General features: G+C 62.2%; 17 protein-coding genes. 7 read left to right on the top strand and 10 right to left on the bottom strand.

The window, feature by feature from the left end; all coding sequences use genetic code 11:
- Positions 1 to 4 precede the first annotated feature (4 nt).
- Positions 5 to 1,042 (bottom strand): hydantoinase/oxoprolinase family protein, encoded by a 1,038-nt coding sequence (locus tag AC0L24_RS10880; protein WP_127810599.1) that lies wholly within the window; start codon positions 1,040 to 1,042, stop codon positions 5 to 7.
- On the opposite strand from AC0L24_RS10880, the gene AC0L24_RS10875 reads away from it, so the two are divergent.
- On the top strand, positions 992 to 1,786 hold the full coding sequence (locus AC0L24_RS10875; RefSeq protein ID WP_245481741.1) for a HisA/HisF-related TIM barrel protein: 795 nt from the start codon (positions 992 to 994) through the stop codon (positions 1,784 to 1,786). The two genes, AC0L24_RS10880 and AC0L24_RS10875, sit on opposite strands and share 51 nt — an antisense overlap.
- A gap of 137 nt (positions 1,787 to 1,923) precedes the next feature.
- Here AC0L24_RS10875 and fae read toward each other — a convergent pair whose 3' ends face one another.
- The 7 genes from fae to AC0L24_RS10840 all read right to left on the bottom strand — a co-directional run bounded on the left by fae (position 1,924) and on the right by AC0L24_RS10840 (position 8,487).
- Positions 1,924 to 2,430 (bottom strand): formaldehyde-activating enzyme, encoded by a 507-nt coding sequence (gene fae / locus AC0L24_RS10870; protein ID WP_127810598.1) that lies wholly within the window; start codon positions 2,428 to 2,430, stop codon positions 1,924 to 1,926.
- A 149-nt stretch (positions 2,431 to 2,579) separates the two neighbouring features.
- Entirely contained in the window at positions 2,580 to 3,440 is an 861-nt protein-coding gene (locus AC0L24_RS10865) for a triphosphoribosyl-dephospho-CoA synthase (protein WP_127810597.1), read from the bottom strand.
- Positions 3,441 to 3,451: 11 nt separating this feature from the next.
- Positions 3,452 to 4,399 (bottom strand): ATP-grasp domain-containing protein, encoded by a 948-nt coding sequence (locus AC0L24_RS10860; RefSeq protein ID WP_128363768.1) that lies wholly within the window; start codon positions 4,397 to 4,399, stop codon positions 3,452 to 3,454.
- Positions 4,400 to 4,531: 132 nt separating this feature from the next.
- Complete coding sequence (gene mch / locus AC0L24_RS10855; protein ID WP_127327523.1) at positions 4,532 to 5,488, bottom strand: methenyltetrahydromethanopterin cyclohydrolase; 957 nt, start codon at positions 5,486 to 5,488, stop codon at positions 4,532 to 4,534.
- On the bottom strand, positions 5,485 to 6,579 hold the full coding sequence (locus AC0L24_RS10850) for an ATP-grasp domain-containing protein (RefSeq protein WP_473563699.1): 1,095 nt from the start codon (positions 6,577 to 6,579) through the stop codon (positions 5,485 to 5,487). Before AC0L24_RS10850 ends, mch begins: the two co-directional genes overlap by 4 nt.
- A 13-nt stretch (positions 6,580 to 6,592) precedes the next feature.
- Positions 6,593 to 7,486: an NAD(P)-dependent methylenetetrahydromethanopterin dehydrogenase gene (locus tag AC0L24_RS10845; RefSeq protein ID WP_127397428.1), complete on the bottom strand. Its 894-nt coding sequence runs from the start codon at positions 7,484 to 7,486 to the stop codon at positions 6,593 to 6,595.
- Positions 7,487 to 7,515: 29 nt separating this feature from the next.
- On the bottom strand, positions 7,516 to 8,487 hold the full coding sequence (locus tag AC0L24_RS10840; RefSeq protein ID WP_127397427.1) for a beta-ribofuranosylaminobenzene 5'-phosphate synthase family protein: 972 nt from the start codon (positions 8,485 to 8,487) through the stop codon (positions 7,516 to 7,518).
- A gap of 156 nt (positions 8,488 to 8,643) precedes the next feature.
- On the opposite strand from AC0L24_RS10840, the gene AC0L24_RS10835 reads away from it, so the two are divergent.
- From AC0L24_RS10835 to fghA, 6 genes are all read left to right on the top strand, one after another.
- Positions 8,644 to 9,024 (top strand): 4a-hydroxytetrahydrobiopterin dehydratase, encoded by a 381-nt coding sequence (locus AC0L24_RS10835; RefSeq protein ID WP_027036898.1) that lies wholly within the window; start codon positions 8,644 to 8,646, stop codon positions 9,022 to 9,024.
- Between the two features lie 343 nt (positions 9,025 to 9,367).
- Positions 9,368 to 10,231, top strand: a complete 864-nt coding sequence (locus AC0L24_RS10830) for a molybdopterin-binding domain-containing protein (protein WP_245270310.1) — start codon at positions 9,368 to 9,370, stop codon at positions 10,229 to 10,231.
- Complete coding sequence (locus AC0L24_RS10825; protein ID WP_127810594.1) at positions 10,225 to 11,856, top strand: formylmethanofuran dehydrogenase subunit A; 1,632 nt, start codon at positions 10,225 to 10,227, stop codon at positions 11,854 to 11,856. Before AC0L24_RS10830 ends, AC0L24_RS10825 begins: the two co-directional genes overlap by 7 nt.
- On the top strand, positions 11,844 to 12,752 hold the full coding sequence (gene fhcD / locus AC0L24_RS10820; RefSeq protein ID WP_127810593.1) for a formylmethanofuran--tetrahydromethanopterin N-formyltransferase: 909 nt from the start codon (positions 11,844 to 11,846) through the stop codon (positions 12,750 to 12,752). Before AC0L24_RS10825 ends, fhcD begins: the two co-directional genes overlap by 13 nt.
- A complete protein-coding gene (locus tag AC0L24_RS10815) occupies positions 12,749 to 13,558 on the top strand; it encodes a formylmethanofuran dehydrogenase subunit C (RefSeq protein ID WP_127810592.1) in 810 nt (269 codons plus the stop codon). Before fhcD ends, AC0L24_RS10815 begins: the two co-directional genes overlap by 4 nt.
- A gap of 102 nt (positions 13,559 to 13,660) precedes the next feature.
- A complete protein-coding gene (gene fghA, locus AC0L24_RS10810) occupies positions 13,661 to 14,491 on the top strand; it encodes an S-formylglutathione hydrolase (RefSeq protein WP_127810591.1) in 831 nt (276 codons plus the stop codon).
- A gap of 329 nt (positions 14,492 to 14,820) precedes the next feature.
- On the opposite strand, the gene AC0L24_RS10805 is transcribed toward fghA, so the two are convergent.
- Positions 14,821 to 15,027, bottom strand: a complete 207-nt coding sequence (locus tag AC0L24_RS10805) for a type II toxin-antitoxin system HicB family antitoxin (RefSeq protein ID WP_127810590.1) — start codon at positions 15,025 to 15,027, stop codon at positions 14,821 to 14,823.
- A gap of 4 nt (positions 15,028 to 15,031) precedes the next feature.
- The gene (locus AC0L24_RS10800; protein ID WP_013532021.1) at positions 15,032 to 15,232 is read right to left on the bottom strand and encodes a type II toxin-antitoxin system HicA family toxin; all 201 of its coding nucleotides are present in this window, start codon (positions 15,230 to 15,232) and stop codon (positions 15,032 to 15,034) included.
- Between the last annotated feature and the right edge of the window lie 5 nt (positions 15,233 to 15,237).

Here is a 15,237-nt window from a genome sequence, read left to right as displayed (position 1 = left end):
CTGCTTACAACGGATATCCCGCCAAAAGCGCTACCGCGGACGCGGGGGCCGCGCTGCTCGCTTGCCCGCGAACGGTGTCATCGGCGGGGATGATGTCGGCGAAATCGACGTAGCTGCGTTCCATGCGTTCGGCCAGTCGCCTGATCTGCCAGCGACCGATTCCGGCCCCGACGATCGGGACATCCCGCGGCAAGGTCCCGGCAACCAGAGACGCTGCATCGTGCACTTTGCGCAGTTGCTGCTCGCTGAACCAGCGCGCGACTTCACCCCATTCCGGCGGGGTCAGGTCAGTGGCGTCGCGCCCCACCATGCGCGCCAGCCTCGCGATCGAGCCGTCCACGGTCTTTTCCTTGCCGTCGGCGGGAGGGTGCCTGTCGTCGTCCTCGTCGAGCACGCCCAGGATGCGATGCGCGTCGGCGATCGAGGCGAAATACTCATTCATCAGCGGCGTTAGCCTGCCATGGACGGGAGCCGACGAGGCTACGCCGAACAGGAATGTCCTGGTAAAGCCGGTATAGACCAATTCGCCGGTTAGAAGCCGTCCGGCATCGGTGTAGCCGTCATTGGCCACGGCGCCGTTCTTGATGGCAATGATATCGGTGGTGGTGGAGCCCATGTCGATGAACAGGGCATCGCCGGCGAGTTTTGCCACCAACAAGGCTGTCGCGTGCCAATTGGCGGAAGCCACATCGGCGCCTAACTGCGCTGCCTGCTCGACCCCGACGAAACCGGATGGTCCGGCATAGACCAGCTTTTTGTCTGTGGGGAAATGGGTGGAAATCTGACCCAGCAGAGCCGCTACGCCGACATCGCGGGACGGAAAGATGTCCGACAGTTCGCCTGTCATGGTGAATGCGTTGAGATCCGCACCCCCGTAGATCGGAGCCGTTTCGTCGAGGGCTGAAGCCAGCTTGTGCAGGCCTTGCCAGAGCGGCGTTGCGATCGTTACCGCCTCGACGATGCGACCGTCTTGTGCGCGGGTCACCTTCAGATGCGCGCCGCCAATGTCGAAACCGGCAATGATGCCCTTTCTTTTTTCCACGCTTCAAGCTTTCATGACGGGGGCAATTGGTCGGTGAGAAAAGCGTTGCGTATTATTCCGGTTCTCGACCTGAAGGACGGCGTGGTGGTTCGCGCCCAGCAGGGAAAACGCGATCGCTACAGGCCGATCGTTACGCCGCTCAGCCGAAGTCCTGATGTCGTCGCGGTCGCTGAAGGACTGCGTGGGCTTTATCCTTTTTCGACCTTCTACATCGCAGATCTGGACGCTATCGAAGGCGGAACGCCAAACAGCGACGCACTCGCCCGGTTGAGGACGATGGCGGAGCCGCCGGAACTTTGGGTCGATGCCGGCGTGGCCGACGAAAAGACACTTTTGGCGGCTCTTGCCGAACGCTCCCTGTCTCCTGTTCTTGGCTCTGAATCGCAGCGGGACGACATGTTGCTGCGGCGTTTTCGCGATCATCCCGATCTCATCCTGTCCCTTGATTTCATCGGCGATAGTTTTTGCGGACCGCGTTCTCTTCTCGAAGAGCCCGAGCTTTGGCCGCAAAAGGTGATTGTCATGACGCTGGCCAAGGTCGGTGCCGCCGCCGGCCCTGACTTCCGGCGGTTGCAGGAGGTCAAGGCCAAGGCCGGAAATCGCACTGTCATCGCGGCTGGCGGCGTCCGAGATGAGACCGACATCGGCGCCTTGTCCGCAATGGGTGTCGCCGCGGCGCTAGTAGCAACCTCATTGCACAACGCTACGCTCACACCCGGCCGCCTCGCATCACTCGGCGCCTGATCATCGTTGCTCGTCGACTCCCGAAGGACGTGCGCCCTTCGGGAGGTGACGTTTCAAAAGCCCAGAACTTTTTTCAGCCGGCGCAACAGACCATCCGTCTCAGAAGAGGGTTTTTCCTGTGCGGGGCTGTCTCTTGTCTACGCTGCGAACGGATGCTTGACCTTGTCGCGCTGGGCCGTTGCGTCGGCGGCGGTCGGGGTTCCTGCAACGGCGCGCTGGATAGCTTCCTTTGTCGCCTCGTAATTGTATTTCTGGATCTTGGCGTCGTCCGCCGCGTCCCAATGGATGAACACCCCGACGCAGATGAACACGTCGTCCGCTTCGTTGGCCGGAATGGTCCCGTCCGCAACGCTGTCCTGCACGGCCTTTGCCACGGCGTGCTGCGCCGGGCCGAACATCTGGACCGCCTGCTTGGCGCCCTTGATCGTGACCTTGTTGAACATCACGGTGTTGGGTTTGCATTGAAGATTGGGCGCGATCACCGCCAAAAGCGAAGTAAAGCCGTCCTTGTTGTTGGTAAGCGCGTTGCAGAATGCCGTTTCGACCGCGCTCCCCCGCGGGCCGATGAGCAGGTCGACATGCGCGACCTCGTTGCCGTCTCCCACCAGCGATTCACCGACCATAACCTTTGATATTTTTGCCATGCCAATTTCCTCCAAGACACAATTATGATGTCCACGGACGCTGCAACCGAGCAGGCGCTCGATGGACAGCTATCCTTGTTGGCAGCGTCCGGATTTGCCCGGACCGGTTGGCTAGATAGCCGCGGAAGCACAGCTTCCGCTTTTGGAAGTCAAGCACCAACGCCGCGATTATGCAAGGTGAGGGCGAGGGTGTGGACTAAAAGAGTAGCCACGGTGAGGTCGGCCGAGGTGCCGGGATTGATGTTGTCGGCCTTCAGCCGGCGGTCGAACTCCATGAGCAGGCGAATGCGCGACGGCTCGTCGCCCTCGGCATGGAGCGCCGCCTGGACGGCAACGGCTTCCTGCCGCGCTTGATTTGCGACGTCAACGCCGTGCTTGCGCATCACATGGCTGTCGGGGAAGCCGGCGAGAAACGCCATGTAGACGAATACCGTCGGCCACATGCCGGTTTCTCCACGTGCCAACGCTCCATCCATCGCGGCGAGCCCGACCCCGAACACGTCGCCGAAACAGCTGCCGTACTGGCGGGCGATCATGTCGCGGTCGGCGGCCTCGCGCATCGCGTCCAGCAAATGAACCTTCGGCTCCTGCCGCACATCGTTGGCGGCTTCTCCCAGGCCGCCTGGCGCGGCCGTGACGATCGTCTCGAATACCGCCTTGGTATCCTGCACGCTCAAAGCCCGAAGCAGCGAGTCGAGATTGTCCTGCAGTCTGTCACCGCCCATTTCGGCGGCGCATATCAGTGGCCCTGCCAGAAGGATGATTCCGAGATTGGTATTGGTTGCGACCGCCAGTCGTGTAGCGCGCACCGCCTCCAGCATGCGCTGTCCGACCGGCAGACGAGGATCGGTCAGCGGCCCGGAAGAAACCTCCGCACTCATCATGAACTGGGCGGCGGACATTCCGTGTCCGTCGGCGAACAGATGGACGTTGCCCGGTTTGAGGGCTTCGATCTCCATCCTGCAGGCATCCTTGTAGCTGGCCCGGAGGCGTTCACGCGACAGCGCCATCCTACCGGCCCTCACGAATTCGCAGGCGCGGCAAAACGGTAGGGCCGCGGCGCGGCGGCCGCTTCGGCACGGTCGGCCAGGAGTTTCAGCAAGGCATCGGCGATTGCCTCGGCGATATTCACGGCGACCACCGATTGCAATCCCGACCAGGCGGGCATGCTGTTCACTTCGAGTATGAACAGATTGCCGTCGTCAGCCCGCACGATGTCCACGCCGGCAAAATCCGCGCCGACCGCGGCTGACGCAGCGACAGCCAGCGAGGCCAGTTCCGCCTTGCCATGATCGGAAATCTGTTCCGGCACGCCGCCCCGGTTGACGTTCGTGATCCAGTGGTCGCTGATGCGGCTCATCATCGCCACGGTCTCGCCGGCGCAGACAAAGACGCGAAAATCCCGGAAAGGCGGACCGGCACGCGACACATATTGCTGAAGGTAGTAGACGCTGTTCACCTCTTCTGCAGCCGGCAGGTCCGAGAGCGTGCGGATCAGCTTTATCCCGCGGCCCTGCGCGCCGAACAAGGGTTTCAGCACCAGCGGCCCCCGCGGAAGTTCTTGCGCCGCGATCTCCTCGGCGACGGCAAGGCCTTCCACGGCAAAGGTGCGTGGCGTAGGCAGGCCGGCATTTTTCAAGAGGAATGTCGTCATCGACTTGTCGACGCAGCGCTCGATCGCCTGCGCGGAATTCCACACGGGAACCGACAGTCTGCTTAACGCGTGCAGCATGCCGAGGCGCCGGGTAATCGCTTCGAACGATCCGGCGGCGATCGAACGGACGAGCACGGCGTCGGGCAGCGTGCCGCCGAAGCCGGGGATCGAAAGTCCGCTCGGGCTGCTGGTGTCGAATGCGATCGCTGCCAGCGGCACGGCTGCAACGGCGGCGCCCCGCCGACCAAGCCCTGCCGCCAGGCCGTTGGAGCCGGTGTCCACCTTGTCGCTGACGATCAGGATGCGAGGGATCATGTGGCGCCTCGGGTACGGGAACGGAGGCGCGAGCGATTCCGCGCCCCCATGGCCGCGTCCGCGGCAGGGCTGCACGAAATGCAGTCGTCGGGCAGGCGAATGACGGACGAATCCCTTTGCACCGCCATCCTCTTAGCCGAGACTCCGTTCGAGCATTTCCAGATCACGCCGACCGGCGCGAAACGTATCGCCGGTTTCGATCGCTGTCACGATCACTTCGGCCGGGCTGAACAGCAGCGGGTCGATGGCATAGAAATCGCCCTTGAACCGCGTGAAGATCTCGGCGAAGGGTTGGCCATAGTCCCGTGAGGCGCTGCTGGGAAGTTTTTCCGCGAGTTTGCCAGCTTCTTTCGCCGATCCTTTCACGAAGAGTTGGACGCTGCCGCCATAGATGATGGCATCGTTGGTTCGGCCCATGGCGGTCAGGAAATCCGGATGGGGGGCGGGGATCGGAGCCGTTCCGATGCCGTCGACAACGTTCTCCAGCGGGAATTTGAGATCGTTGATCTTGTGCAGGGCAACCTCGAGCGCGCGCGCAACGATCTGCACGCTGCCGGCAAGACTTTGTGTCGGCGCATAGAGGAAGGTGAGCTTTTCCGTCGCCAGTCCAGTTGCCTTGCCCACTTTCTCAACGATCGCGCGGGGAGGCGGTTCGGCCGTCTCAAGGATAAGCACCGCGGACGATGCGATGTCGCGATAGGAAAGTGTTTCGAACAGCGGTTCGACCCGGGCGAGGGCGCGCGCCGGCCCAGATCCCATCGCGAAATAGTCCTGGCCAGACAGGTTCCAGCCCGCATATTGGCTGCCCAGGCAGGCTAGCACCGGCTGCGAAGATCGCGCTTCGACAGTGAACGGCCATTGCTGTGACGCGCGATCCATGAACACAGAAACGCTGCCGAGACCGCCCATCGCGGCCTCAGCCATGCGCAGCCCGGCTTCGACGCTGCCTACGGTCTTGGCGCCGGCATCGATCAGGCGCTCGCCCAATGGCCCCCTGGAAACGACGATGCGCAGGCGTTCGGCGTCGCCGATCATGCCGTCAACGATGCGCTGTGCATTGTCGTTCAGGAATGCCGAACCGTCTTTCATGTCCGGTCTCCTTCCCATTGGAGTTGCAATTGACTGGCTTGTCCCTTGATGAGTCGCTTGGTCGATTGGGCGCTCGGCCCGCGCGCGAAGACCGTGCAGACAGGGTCGCCGGCAATCAGACGGGTGCCAGCCGACTGCTGGTCCGCTGTCCATTCAGGCCAGGCGATCGACGGAAAGTGAGTGATTGGCGTCGCGGCGTAAGTCACCATCGACGCCATCGAATCGACGAAGCGCGGCAAGCGGAAGACCTGACCCGTCGCGGCGCGCAGATGCGCTTCGATCAATGGCGCGTCGACATCGTCGAAAATGTCGAGGGTGGCGCCCGGCCTCGGATTGATCTCGATGAACTTGTAGCCGTCCGGCCCGCGGATGAGATCGGCGCTGCACAATCCAATCAGGCCGGCGCGCCGCGTCAGACTTGAGAGCCAACCGCCGATCACCGCCGCCTGTCTGCGATCGAAGCGGCTCAACCGCACGGCGCCCCCGTAGCGATAGGGCGCTGTCGGGGAGGGGGACGTCCATTGTTGGCTGAAGCCCACGACGTGCGCGGTTTGCCCGTTGCCGACGAACAGGGCCGAGATGCTGCGTCCGGAAACGAAGCGCTGGAAGTAGCGGCCGGCGGTCGGGCTTTCTCCGGCTGCTCGTCTGACGTGCCCGCCGCCGGCGCCGCCCGCGGTCTTGACCACCCAGTTCTCCGGATCAGGCGGCTGGTCCCATCGCAATTGCGGATGCGGGATGCCAAGTTCGGCGCAATCATCGGCCAGCAACTGCGGATCCTTGATCCTGCGGATCGCGGCGCCGCCGTTGCCTGCGAGCGGAAAGTGTCGCGCGATCTCCTCCACGGTCTCAGGCATCCGCTCAAACCCTGAGCCCAGGATAATGGCGACCGGCAGGTCGTCGCCAGCCAATCGCCGAAGCGTGTCGACGATGCGCTCGCCGTCGATGCCCCTCTGCAGGTCGCCCGGCAGCATCGTCGCGCGTCCTGCGAGCGCGACGGTGTCCGTATCGCAAAAGAAATCGGCAACCAGCGGACGATAGCCGGCGCGGCGCGCGGCGGCGGCCAGCGCCCGGCCTGAAATTGCCGCGATCAAGAGAGATCCGGCGTTACTTGGCAATCTCGCGTGCAAGGGAAAACGCTTCCTGAAAATCGAGCGTGATCGTCTTTTCGGATTCGATCATTCTTTTGAAGAGACCGAATTCGACCTTATATTTGACATTGCCAATGGCAAGCGGACCAATGCCGACAGCTTTTGCCGCTTCGAGTGGATCACCATTGGCATTGACGGCCAATCCTTCGATACCGGCCGGGGGAACGGCATTGACGTCGGCCGCAATAAGCAGGTCATTGCCTTGCAATTGGGCTTTGGAGACCACCTGGACGCCAGCTTTGGCGCAAGCCAGGATAATTTCGTTTGCCTCGACCAGCTTTGTCTTGCGTGCGTCGCTCGATCCGTCAGCGGCATCGACGATGATGTTGAATCTGCTTTCGATCTCGGCCGCGATCTGCTTGACCCTCTCGATGCCGTCATGGCCGACAAGTGTGACCCGGGCACCTTCCCCTGCCGCGATGACGGCGGTGCAGAAGCCGACGACGCCGGTGGCACCGAAAACAGCTACCCTCGTATCCCTGAGCGCACGCTGCAATTTCTTCTCCAGCGCCTTTTCGACCTTGGCCACCATCGCCGCGGCCGTGGTGAACGAGCCGGCCGGATCGGCAAACACCGAAACCTGGAAAGGCGGCACCATCGCCTTCTTCGCGGCGTCGAACATGTCGAGCGCCAACGAGGCGTCCTTCCCGGCGATGAAGATGCCGGTGTCGACACCCGCATCCGGGGGGCGCGAAAAGATCGCGTCCTGGACCAAGCCTGTCACTTCGGCGAGGCTTACATCAACATAGGGGACGACGGCGTCGAAACCTGCGTCGAGCGCCATGTTCACGTCGAAGGGGCTCATCTGCTTCAACGGTGTCAGCATGTGCAGGATGTGTTTGCGGGCCATTTCTTGCCTTTCTGCCTGAAACGGGAGCGTCAGCTGCCGACGAGATTCAGCCTGGTTGAGCTGATCTTCGCGCCGGAGTTCCTGCCCTTGACGATCTTGATCTCAAGGCCGTCCTCAATTGTCGTCTTCCGAACCGCGTCGACGAACTTGAGTGCGGCGTCATGTGATGGCGCGAAGGCAAAGCCTGTCGGCCCCCAGGAGCTCTGGCCGATGCCGACGGCGCCTGCTTCATTGAGACGGTGGGCCGCCATCTCGACCCGCTTCGAGGTGAACACGCCGCCCTGCGCCGGGGCGAAATGGCTGCCGATCAGCATCTGTATCGCGGTGACGGCGGCGCCGAATGCCGGAAGGTCCCGCTCGACCAAAGCCGGCATAATGCCCATCAGCACCCTCCGGCAGATCTCCCCACTGCCTGCCATTGGGAATGGCGGCAGCGAACGAAACGCCTCGACCTCGGCAGCGCCATGCAGTCCATGCCCGGAATGGTCGAGGATGAGGATGACGCGCCACTCTTCCGGAAACGGCAGCCGCGCGACGACCGGAGGCGTTCCGCCGCGGTCGTTCTTGCCGGCGTCGACTATGACGCCGCCATCTTCGAAACTTGCGATGCCGATGCCGGACCGGCCGCCCCGCTCGAGCAGGCTCGCGTCGCCGGCGATATCCAGAGGCAAATTATGGAGAGTGCGCAACGCCGAGGCGACGGCAAGGGCGATCTGCGTGCCGGACCCCAGACCCGCATGACTGGGGATCGACTGCTCGACCACCAGATGGTGCTGGCCGCGAATGCCGAGATGCTTGCAGAGCGTCGACAGATGCTCGCTGGCGCGGGTGCTCTCGGAGCCTTCGACGATGGTCTCGCCGGATCGCGACAGGGTGACGACGGTTTCGGGTTCGCTCAATGGAAGCCCGACGCTGCCGAACCGCCGTCCGGCATCGCCATTAAGATCAAGGAAGCCAAGGTGCAGGCGAGCGGGCACTCGTATGGTAACAGAATTCGACATCTGCCCCCCGATGGGTGCATCATGGATGCATCATGGAAGTTTAGGTGCCCGGTACCATGATAACTGTTTTCGTCGATGGAGCAAGCCAAAGAGAATGCATCCAGGTGTTTGCCGGCTCCGGCGTGTAGACAGACCGAGCAATTCGCGGAGGTCGAGATGAACGAGACAGTCAAGGAAAAGGTCTATTCGGAAGCCGAGATCGCCGAGCGGCTTGAGAAGGAGCTGCCAAAATGGCGCTACGAAAACGGCTGGATCCGGCGCAAATACAAGACCCACAGCTGGAAATCGACGCTGATGGTCATCAACACGGTTGGCCATCTCGCCGAGGCGGCGTGGCACCATCCCGATATCACCGCCTCCTATGCCTGGGTCGAGGTGCGCCTGATGAACCACGCGGCGAAAGGCATTACCGACAAGGATTTCGAGTTGGCGAAAAAGATTGAGGATGTTGTCCAGTGGCAGCCGGCCAAGGAAGGCGGGGCGCTGGAGGGCACTCCGCTGACCGATCAACGCTTCGCTTACGTCAAATATGACTAAGCAGGGTCGGAATTTGTTGATAGCGTATGAAAACATTCGCTGATCCGCTGCGAGGTGGGGTTCACGGCCAATCCAGTTTCGTCTAGGATCGTGGCGGCACCAGAAAGTAGTTTAGCGAATGGCGGTTGCTTGGATCGGCAACCGGGAAGCGCTGATTGAGCGCGCGGCTGCGCATGCCGCGTCGCTACTGTCGTCAAGTCGGTGCCCGGTTTTCAGCTTTGATACGGATATAGACGGCACGAGGGCGGCGATCGCGCTGGCTGAGAGGGCTGGCGCGGCATACGACCATGCCGATGGCGCGGCACTTGCCCGGGAGACTGCGCTTTTTACGGACAAGGGGGCAATGACCGTCGCCCCCGGAGAGACGCGCCGGCGTGCCGATGTCGTGGTGATCGTGGGCGAGCTCCCGCGGATCCATCATGGTCTTGTTGGCGAACTCGCCGGGACGGTTCCCGACCTCTCGACCGTGAACCAGCGCGCGTTCTTCGTGGTAGGCCCGAACGGGATGTCTGTGCCGCCGCTGAACGGCGGGCGCGAGGCAACGCGACTTTCCTGTGGCCAAGCTAGCCTCGCCGCCACGCTGGCGGCACTGAGAGCACAGTACAAAGGGCGGCGTACATCGCAACCGGTGTCGAATTTCAATGATTTCGCCAAAGCTCTGGCGGCCGCGCGTTTTCCCGTGTTCCTGTTTTCAGGCCACGCCGCCGAAGGCCTGGCATTGGAGATGCTGCAAGGACTGATCGCCGATCTCAATCGCAACTCGCGCGCATCCGGCCTTCATCTGCCGGCGAACGAAAACGGCTGGGGTAGCACGCTCGCCTCGGCCTGGATGACAGGTTTTCCGCTGCGCACCGGCTTTGCGCGCGGCTTCCCGGAATTCGATCCCTGGCGCTGCGATGTGGCGCGCATGATCGCTGCCGGCGAAGCCGACCTGCACCTGCGGATCTCCGCCGCAACGGCCCAACCGAAGGAAAAAAAGCGCCGCATGGCACTGATTGCGTTGACGAAAACGCAAGAGCCGGTTGCCGGTGCCGCAGTCACCATCGCCATCGGCGAGGCTGGGCTTGATCACGATGCGGTTGTCTATTCCAGCCGCACGGGCTCGCTCAGGTCGACCGAGGCGCAAGCGGCCTCGCAATTGCCCTCCGCCGCGACGATCATCCGCCTGATCGCTACCCACGCTTTCGCCGAGCCACTGCCATGCTGACGAAAATCGCCGGCGGCGACATCATCGATCCCGTCAACGGCCGTCTCGGCAAAGGCGACCTCTGGATCAAGGACGACAAGATCGTCCCGGCGCCGGCGGGAGGGGCGGCCGACCGGACCATAGAAGCCAGCGGCTGCATCGTGATGGCTGGCGCCATCGACATCCACTCCCACATCGGTGGCGGCAATGTGAACACCGCGCGGCTGCTCTTGCCCGAACAGCATGCCGCCCATCAGCTGAGGCCAGCAACGACGCCGCTCTCCAATGCCGGCTGGTCGACGTTCCAGACGGGCTGCCTCTACGCAAAGATGGGCTTTACGACGGTGGTCGAGCCGGCGATGTCGCCGGGAGCGGCGCTTCACACGCATCTCGAACTGGCTGACATCCCGATCATCGACAAAGCAACCCTTGCCATTCTCGGCAATGACGATTTCCTTCTGTCGATGATCCGCGATGACGCCCCCTCCACGATGATCGAGGACTATGTCGCCTGGACGGTCGCTTCGACGCGAGCGCTTGGGGTCAAGGTGATCAACGCCGGTGCGGCGGCCGCCTTCAAGGAGAACGTCCGCACCTTCTCGCTGGACGATGTCGTGCCTTCCTATGGCGTCAGTTCGCGCAAGATCGTCAAGACGCTGCAGGCCGCCGTCGACAGTCTTGGCCTGCCGCATCCCCTGCATGTCCATTGCAACAATCTGGGCAGCCCCGGATCGGCGAATACGGCGGCTGCGACGATCGCAGCGGCGGATGGGCTGCCGCTGCATCTCGCCCACCTCCAGTTCTATGGCTATGGCACGGAAGGAAAACGTGGGTTTTCCTCTGCCGCCGCACGGCTTGCCGAACTGGTCAACGCGACGCCGGAAGTCACCATCGATATCGGCCAGGTCATGTTCGGCCAGACGGTCACGGTCTCCTCCGACGTCATGCGGCAGTTTTCGGCGCGTGGCAGCGCGCACCCGAAAAAGACCGTCATTCATGATGGTGACGGCAATGGCGGCGGCATCGTGCCCTACAGCTATGGCAAGGACTTCTACGGCACGATGCAGTGGGCGATCGGGCTCGAGCTTTTTCTCCTGATCGACGATCCCTGGCGTGTGTTCTTCACCACCGATCATCCCAACGGTGCACCTTTTACGGCTTATCCGGCGCTGTTCGAACTGCTGATGAGCCGGGAAGCGCGCGCCGAAATGACCGCTGGACTTTCACGATCCGCCCTGGCGCTCTCTACCCTGGCCGCAATCGACCGCGAATACACGTTCGAGGAAATCGCCATCATGACGCGCGCGGCGCCGGCCAAGCTGCTTGGCTTGACGGATCGAGGCCATCTCGGCGCCGGTGCAACAGCCGACATCGCTGTCTATCGCAGGGACCGCAGTATCGCGAAAATGCTCGGACAAGCGGCGTATGTTTTCAAGGATGGCGATCTCGTCGTGCAAGACGGGGAAATCATCCATTACCGCTGGGGCAAGGCATTGAGGCTCAAGCCGCCTGTCGACAAGGCAATGGTGCGACGGCTCGAGGACTATCACCAGCAGCGCTACGGCCTGTCGCTGGACTGGTTCAATTTTCCGGATTCCGCGATTGCGCGCGAACAGCCATTCGGCGAGGTGCCATGCCGAACATGAGCGTCAATGGGGTAACGATCGACGATACCTTCGCCGAAGCCTTCGGCATGCGCGCGACCGCCATCGTCATCACCGCGCCGAGCCGGAAATGGGCTCGCCAGGCGGCGATCACGATGACCGGTTTCGCCACCTCGGTGATCGGTTGCGGCTGCGAAGCGGCAATCGATCTCGACCTGCCGCCATCGGCCACACCGGATGGCCGGCCCGGCTGTCGCGTCATGATTTTCGCGATGGGGACGGACGAATTGCAGAAGCAACTGCTCAATCGTGTCGGCCAGTGCGTTTTGACCTCGCCGGGTTCCGCCTGCTTTGCCGGGCTGCAAGGCAGCGCCGAGCTCAAGCTCGGTTCGGCGCTGCGTTATTTCGGCGACGGCTGGCAAATCTCCAAGAAGATCGGCGACAGGCATTTCTGGCGTATTCCCGTCATGGATGGCGAGTTCCTGTGCGAAGCAACGACCGGACTGACGAAGGAAGCTGTCGGTGGCGGCAATTTCTTTGTCATGGCGCAAAACAGCGCCAACGCTTTGGCCGCTGCCGAGGCCGCGGTCGCTGCGATCGGCATGGTGCCTGGCGCCATCGTGCCGTTTCCGGGCGGCATTGCCCGTTCGGGTTCCAAGATAGGTGGCAAATACAAAGGCATGATCGCTTCGGCCAACGAAGCCTACGCGCCAACGCTGCGCGGCGTCGTCGCGAGTGAGCTCGGTCCCGACATCAACGCCGTCCTGGAAATCGTCATCGATGGTGAAACCAATGATGCAGTTGCCGCCGCGATGAAGGCAGGCATCAAGGCTGTCATAGAACTCGGCCCGAAAAGAGGCGCGGTTCGGATCAGCGCCGGCAATTACGGCGGCAAGCTCGGAAAATTCATCTACTCGCTGAAGGATATGCTGCCATGAAGGCGCTGACCTTCACCCTGGTTGCCGAGCCGCCGGAGCGCCTTGACCTATCGCCGCTGACGCCGGAGCGGCTGGCCGGGATCGAAAGGCGCGACGTCGAAAGAATCCAGATCGGCATGTCGAAACACGGATCGAAGGTGGGCGACATTTTTCGCGTCGCCGGCAGCGATCCGACAAACATCGTGTTCGAAGGCGGAAGCACGCGCCTTGACCTTGTGGCGCAAGGCATGCGGGGTGGGTCGGTTCGCCTCGTTGGCAATGCGGGCGCCCAGGCCGGGCGCGCCATGCGCGGTGGCAAGCTCACGATCGAAGGCAATGCGGGTCCATACGCCGGTTCCGGCATGCGCGGCGGCAGGCTTGAGATAACAGGCAATGCCGGCGACCACCTCGGTGCGCCGCTCGTCGGGGAACTGGCCGGCATGAACGGCGGTGTGTTGATCGTCAGGGGCAAGGCGGGCGCCTTCGCGGCGGACCGCATGCGGCGCGGCCTGATAGCGGTGCTGAAAGGCTCCGGCGACCTTGCCGGCAGCCGCATGATCGCCGGCACCCTGGTGGTGGCCGGTGGCACCGGCGAGATGCCCGGCTATTTGATGCGTCGCGGTTCGATCCTTCTCGATCGCGCGCCGGCACGCACGTCCCCGAGCTTCGTCGAATGTGGCGCGCCCGAGAGCGTTTTCGCTGCCATCATCGATCGTCATCTGATCGCCGAGGGCATTTTGAAACGGCCGCTTCTGGGGAGCGCACCGCGCAAATATGGCGGGGATAACGCAGTGCTCGGAATGGGCGAGGTTCTTTTTCCGCGCTGAGATCCGTCGACACAGGAACCATAGGATGGCAGGACGCAAGTGCTTGCCGCTGGGTGGCAGTGGTGGGGCCGACCGTCATCCGACCCGCAACGTGGAGAACACATGAAAATCATCTCTCAAACGAAGGCCCATGGCGGCGTGCAGGGCGTCTATTCCCATTTGTCGACGAGTTGCCGTTGCGACATGACTTTTGCCGTTTTCATACCTCCGCAGGCGCGGGAGGCGCCTTGTCCCGTTGTGTGGTATCTCTCAGGCCTGACGTGCACCCACGCCAATGTAATGGACAAGGGCGAGTACAGGCGCATGGCCGCCGAGCTTGGCCTGATCGTCGTTTGTCCCGACACCAGCCCGCGCGGGGCCGACATTCCGGATGAAAAAGACAACTGGCAGTTCGGCTCCGGCGCCGGCTTCTATCTCGATGCGACGCAAGAACCTTATGCGAAGAACTATCGCATGTATTCCTATGTGACCGAGGAGTTGCCGGCTCTCATCGCGGCTGAATTTCCAGCCGATATGGCGCGCCAGGCTATCTCCGGCCATTCGATGGGCGGGCATGGCGCGCTGACGATTGCCTTGAAGAATCCGCAGCGTTTCAAGAGCTGCTCGGCGTTCGCCCCGATCGCCCAGCCAAGCACCGCCGGCTGGTCGAAACCGGCCTTTGAGAAGTATCTGGGCAAGGATGAGCCTTCGTGGCGAACCTGCGACGCGACGTCGCTCATCGACGACGGATACCGTTTCCCCGAATTTTTGGTGGATCAGGGAACGTCGGACGGATTTCTTGACGACGGGCTGAGGCCTTGGCTGCTTGAAGCGGCCTGCGCCAAAGCAGGTATTCCGCTAAAGCTGCGGATGCAGGATGGATACGATCACTCGTATCTTTTCATCTCCAGTTTCATGGACGACCATCTGAGATGGCATGCTGAGAGGCTTTGATCTGGGCAGGCCGAAGGCATGGCCAGATGCAAACAAGTTATTGAATCCGACGCCTTACACCGAGGGCGCCGCGCCTGCCGCCGTCAGACGCTACACATTTAGCCGCGACGCCGCCTATGCGAAAAAGCTGAAAGCGGTAGCAAGCCTCGATGAAATCCCGGAGCCACCGTGCGGCGACTGGGGCGAAATGCCTGACGGATCCAGTATTTCGAGGTGCCGGCGGGTACGGGGCGCAAGCTGCTATTCGTGGGGCAGGACGAGCCGTTGACGAGCAGACGCTGCGGGTGTTGCCGGCGGGGTAGATGCCGAGAATCCCGATTGCAGGAATTTTATGCCTCTATGTATTCCGCGAGGCTGACACCCTTGGGCACATTCAGGCCATCGGCTCGCAAACCTTCGATGTGAAAGCGTATTGCGTCGCGAATCTCGGTTTCCACTTCAGGCACAGTGGCACCTGTCGCGATGCAGCCGGGTAGGTCCGGCACATAGGCAGAGAAATTACTTCCTGCTTTTTCAATCACCACTGCGTAACGCATGTCATCACTCCTTCAAACCTGACTGCTTTAGGATGCTGTTCAGTGTTCCTGGCGCAACCTCTTCAGACGGCTTGCCAGCCACGGTGACGCGGCCGGCTTTGACTTCATGCTTATATTGGCGATGGCTGCCCTTGGTTGCAACCAGATACCAGCCGTCGGCCTCCAGCAGGCGAATGATCTCGCGAACTGTAAGCCGAGGTGGCACTAGAC

Source organism: Mesorhizobium sp. WSM4809, from assembly GCF_055811655.1.
This window is presented reverse-complemented; position numbering and strand designations above follow the sequence as displayed.

Excerpts from the sequence above, each read along its gene's own strand:
- fghA (WP_127810591.1), top strand. The coding sequence starts at position 13,661 with ATGAAAATCATCTCTCAAACGAAGGCCCATGGCGGCGTGCAGGGCGTC.
- AC0L24_RS10840 (WP_127397427.1), bottom strand. The coding sequence starts at position 8,487 with ATGTCGAATTCTGTTACCATACGAGTGCCCGCTCGCCTGCACCTTGGC.
- AC0L24_RS10825 (WP_127810594.1), top strand. The coding sequence starts at position 10,225 with ATGCTGACGAAAATCGCCGGCGGCGACATCATCGATCCCGTCAACGGC.
- AC0L24_RS10875 (WP_245481741.1), top strand. The coding sequence starts at position 992 with ATGCGCGCCGCCAATGTCGAAACCGGCAATGATGCCCTTTCTTTTTTC.
- fae (WP_127810598.1), bottom strand. The coding sequence starts at position 2,430 with ATGGCAAAAATATCAAAGGTTATGGTCGGTGAATCGCTGGTGGGAGAC.
- AC0L24_RS10830 (WP_245270310.1), top strand. The coding sequence starts at position 9,368 with ATGACCGTCGCCCCCGGAGAGACGCGCCGGCGTGCCGATGTCGTGGTG.
- AC0L24_RS10835 (WP_027036898.1), top strand. The coding sequence starts at position 8,644 with ATGAACGAGACAGTCAAGGAAAAGGTCTATTCGGAAGCCGAGATCGCC.
- AC0L24_RS10865 (WP_127810597.1), bottom strand. The coding sequence starts at position 3,440 with ATGGCGCTGTCGCGTGAACGCCTCCGGGCCAGCTACAAGGATGCCTGC.
- mch (WP_127327523.1), bottom strand. The coding sequence starts at position 5,488 with ATGAAAGACGGTTCGGCATTCCTGAACGACAATGCACAGCGCATCGTT.
- AC0L24_RS10805 (WP_127810590.1), bottom strand. The coding sequence starts at position 15,027 with ATGCGTTACGCAGTGGTGATTGAAAAAGCAGGAAGTAATTTCTCTGCC.
- AC0L24_RS10845 (WP_127397428.1), bottom strand. The coding sequence starts at position 7,486 with ATGGCCCGCAAACACATCCTGCACATGCTGACACCGTTGAAGCAGATG.
- AC0L24_RS10860 (WP_128363768.1), bottom strand. The coding sequence starts at position 4,399 with ATGATCCCTCGCATCCTGATCGTCAGCGACAAGGTGGACACCGGCTCC.
- AC0L24_RS10815 (WP_127810592.1), top strand. The coding sequence starts at position 12,749 with ATGAAGGCGCTGACCTTCACCCTGGTTGCCGAGCCGCCGGAGCGCCTT.
- fhcD (WP_127810593.1), top strand. The coding sequence starts at position 11,844 with ATGCCGAACATGAGCGTCAATGGGGTAACGATCGACGATACCTTCGCC.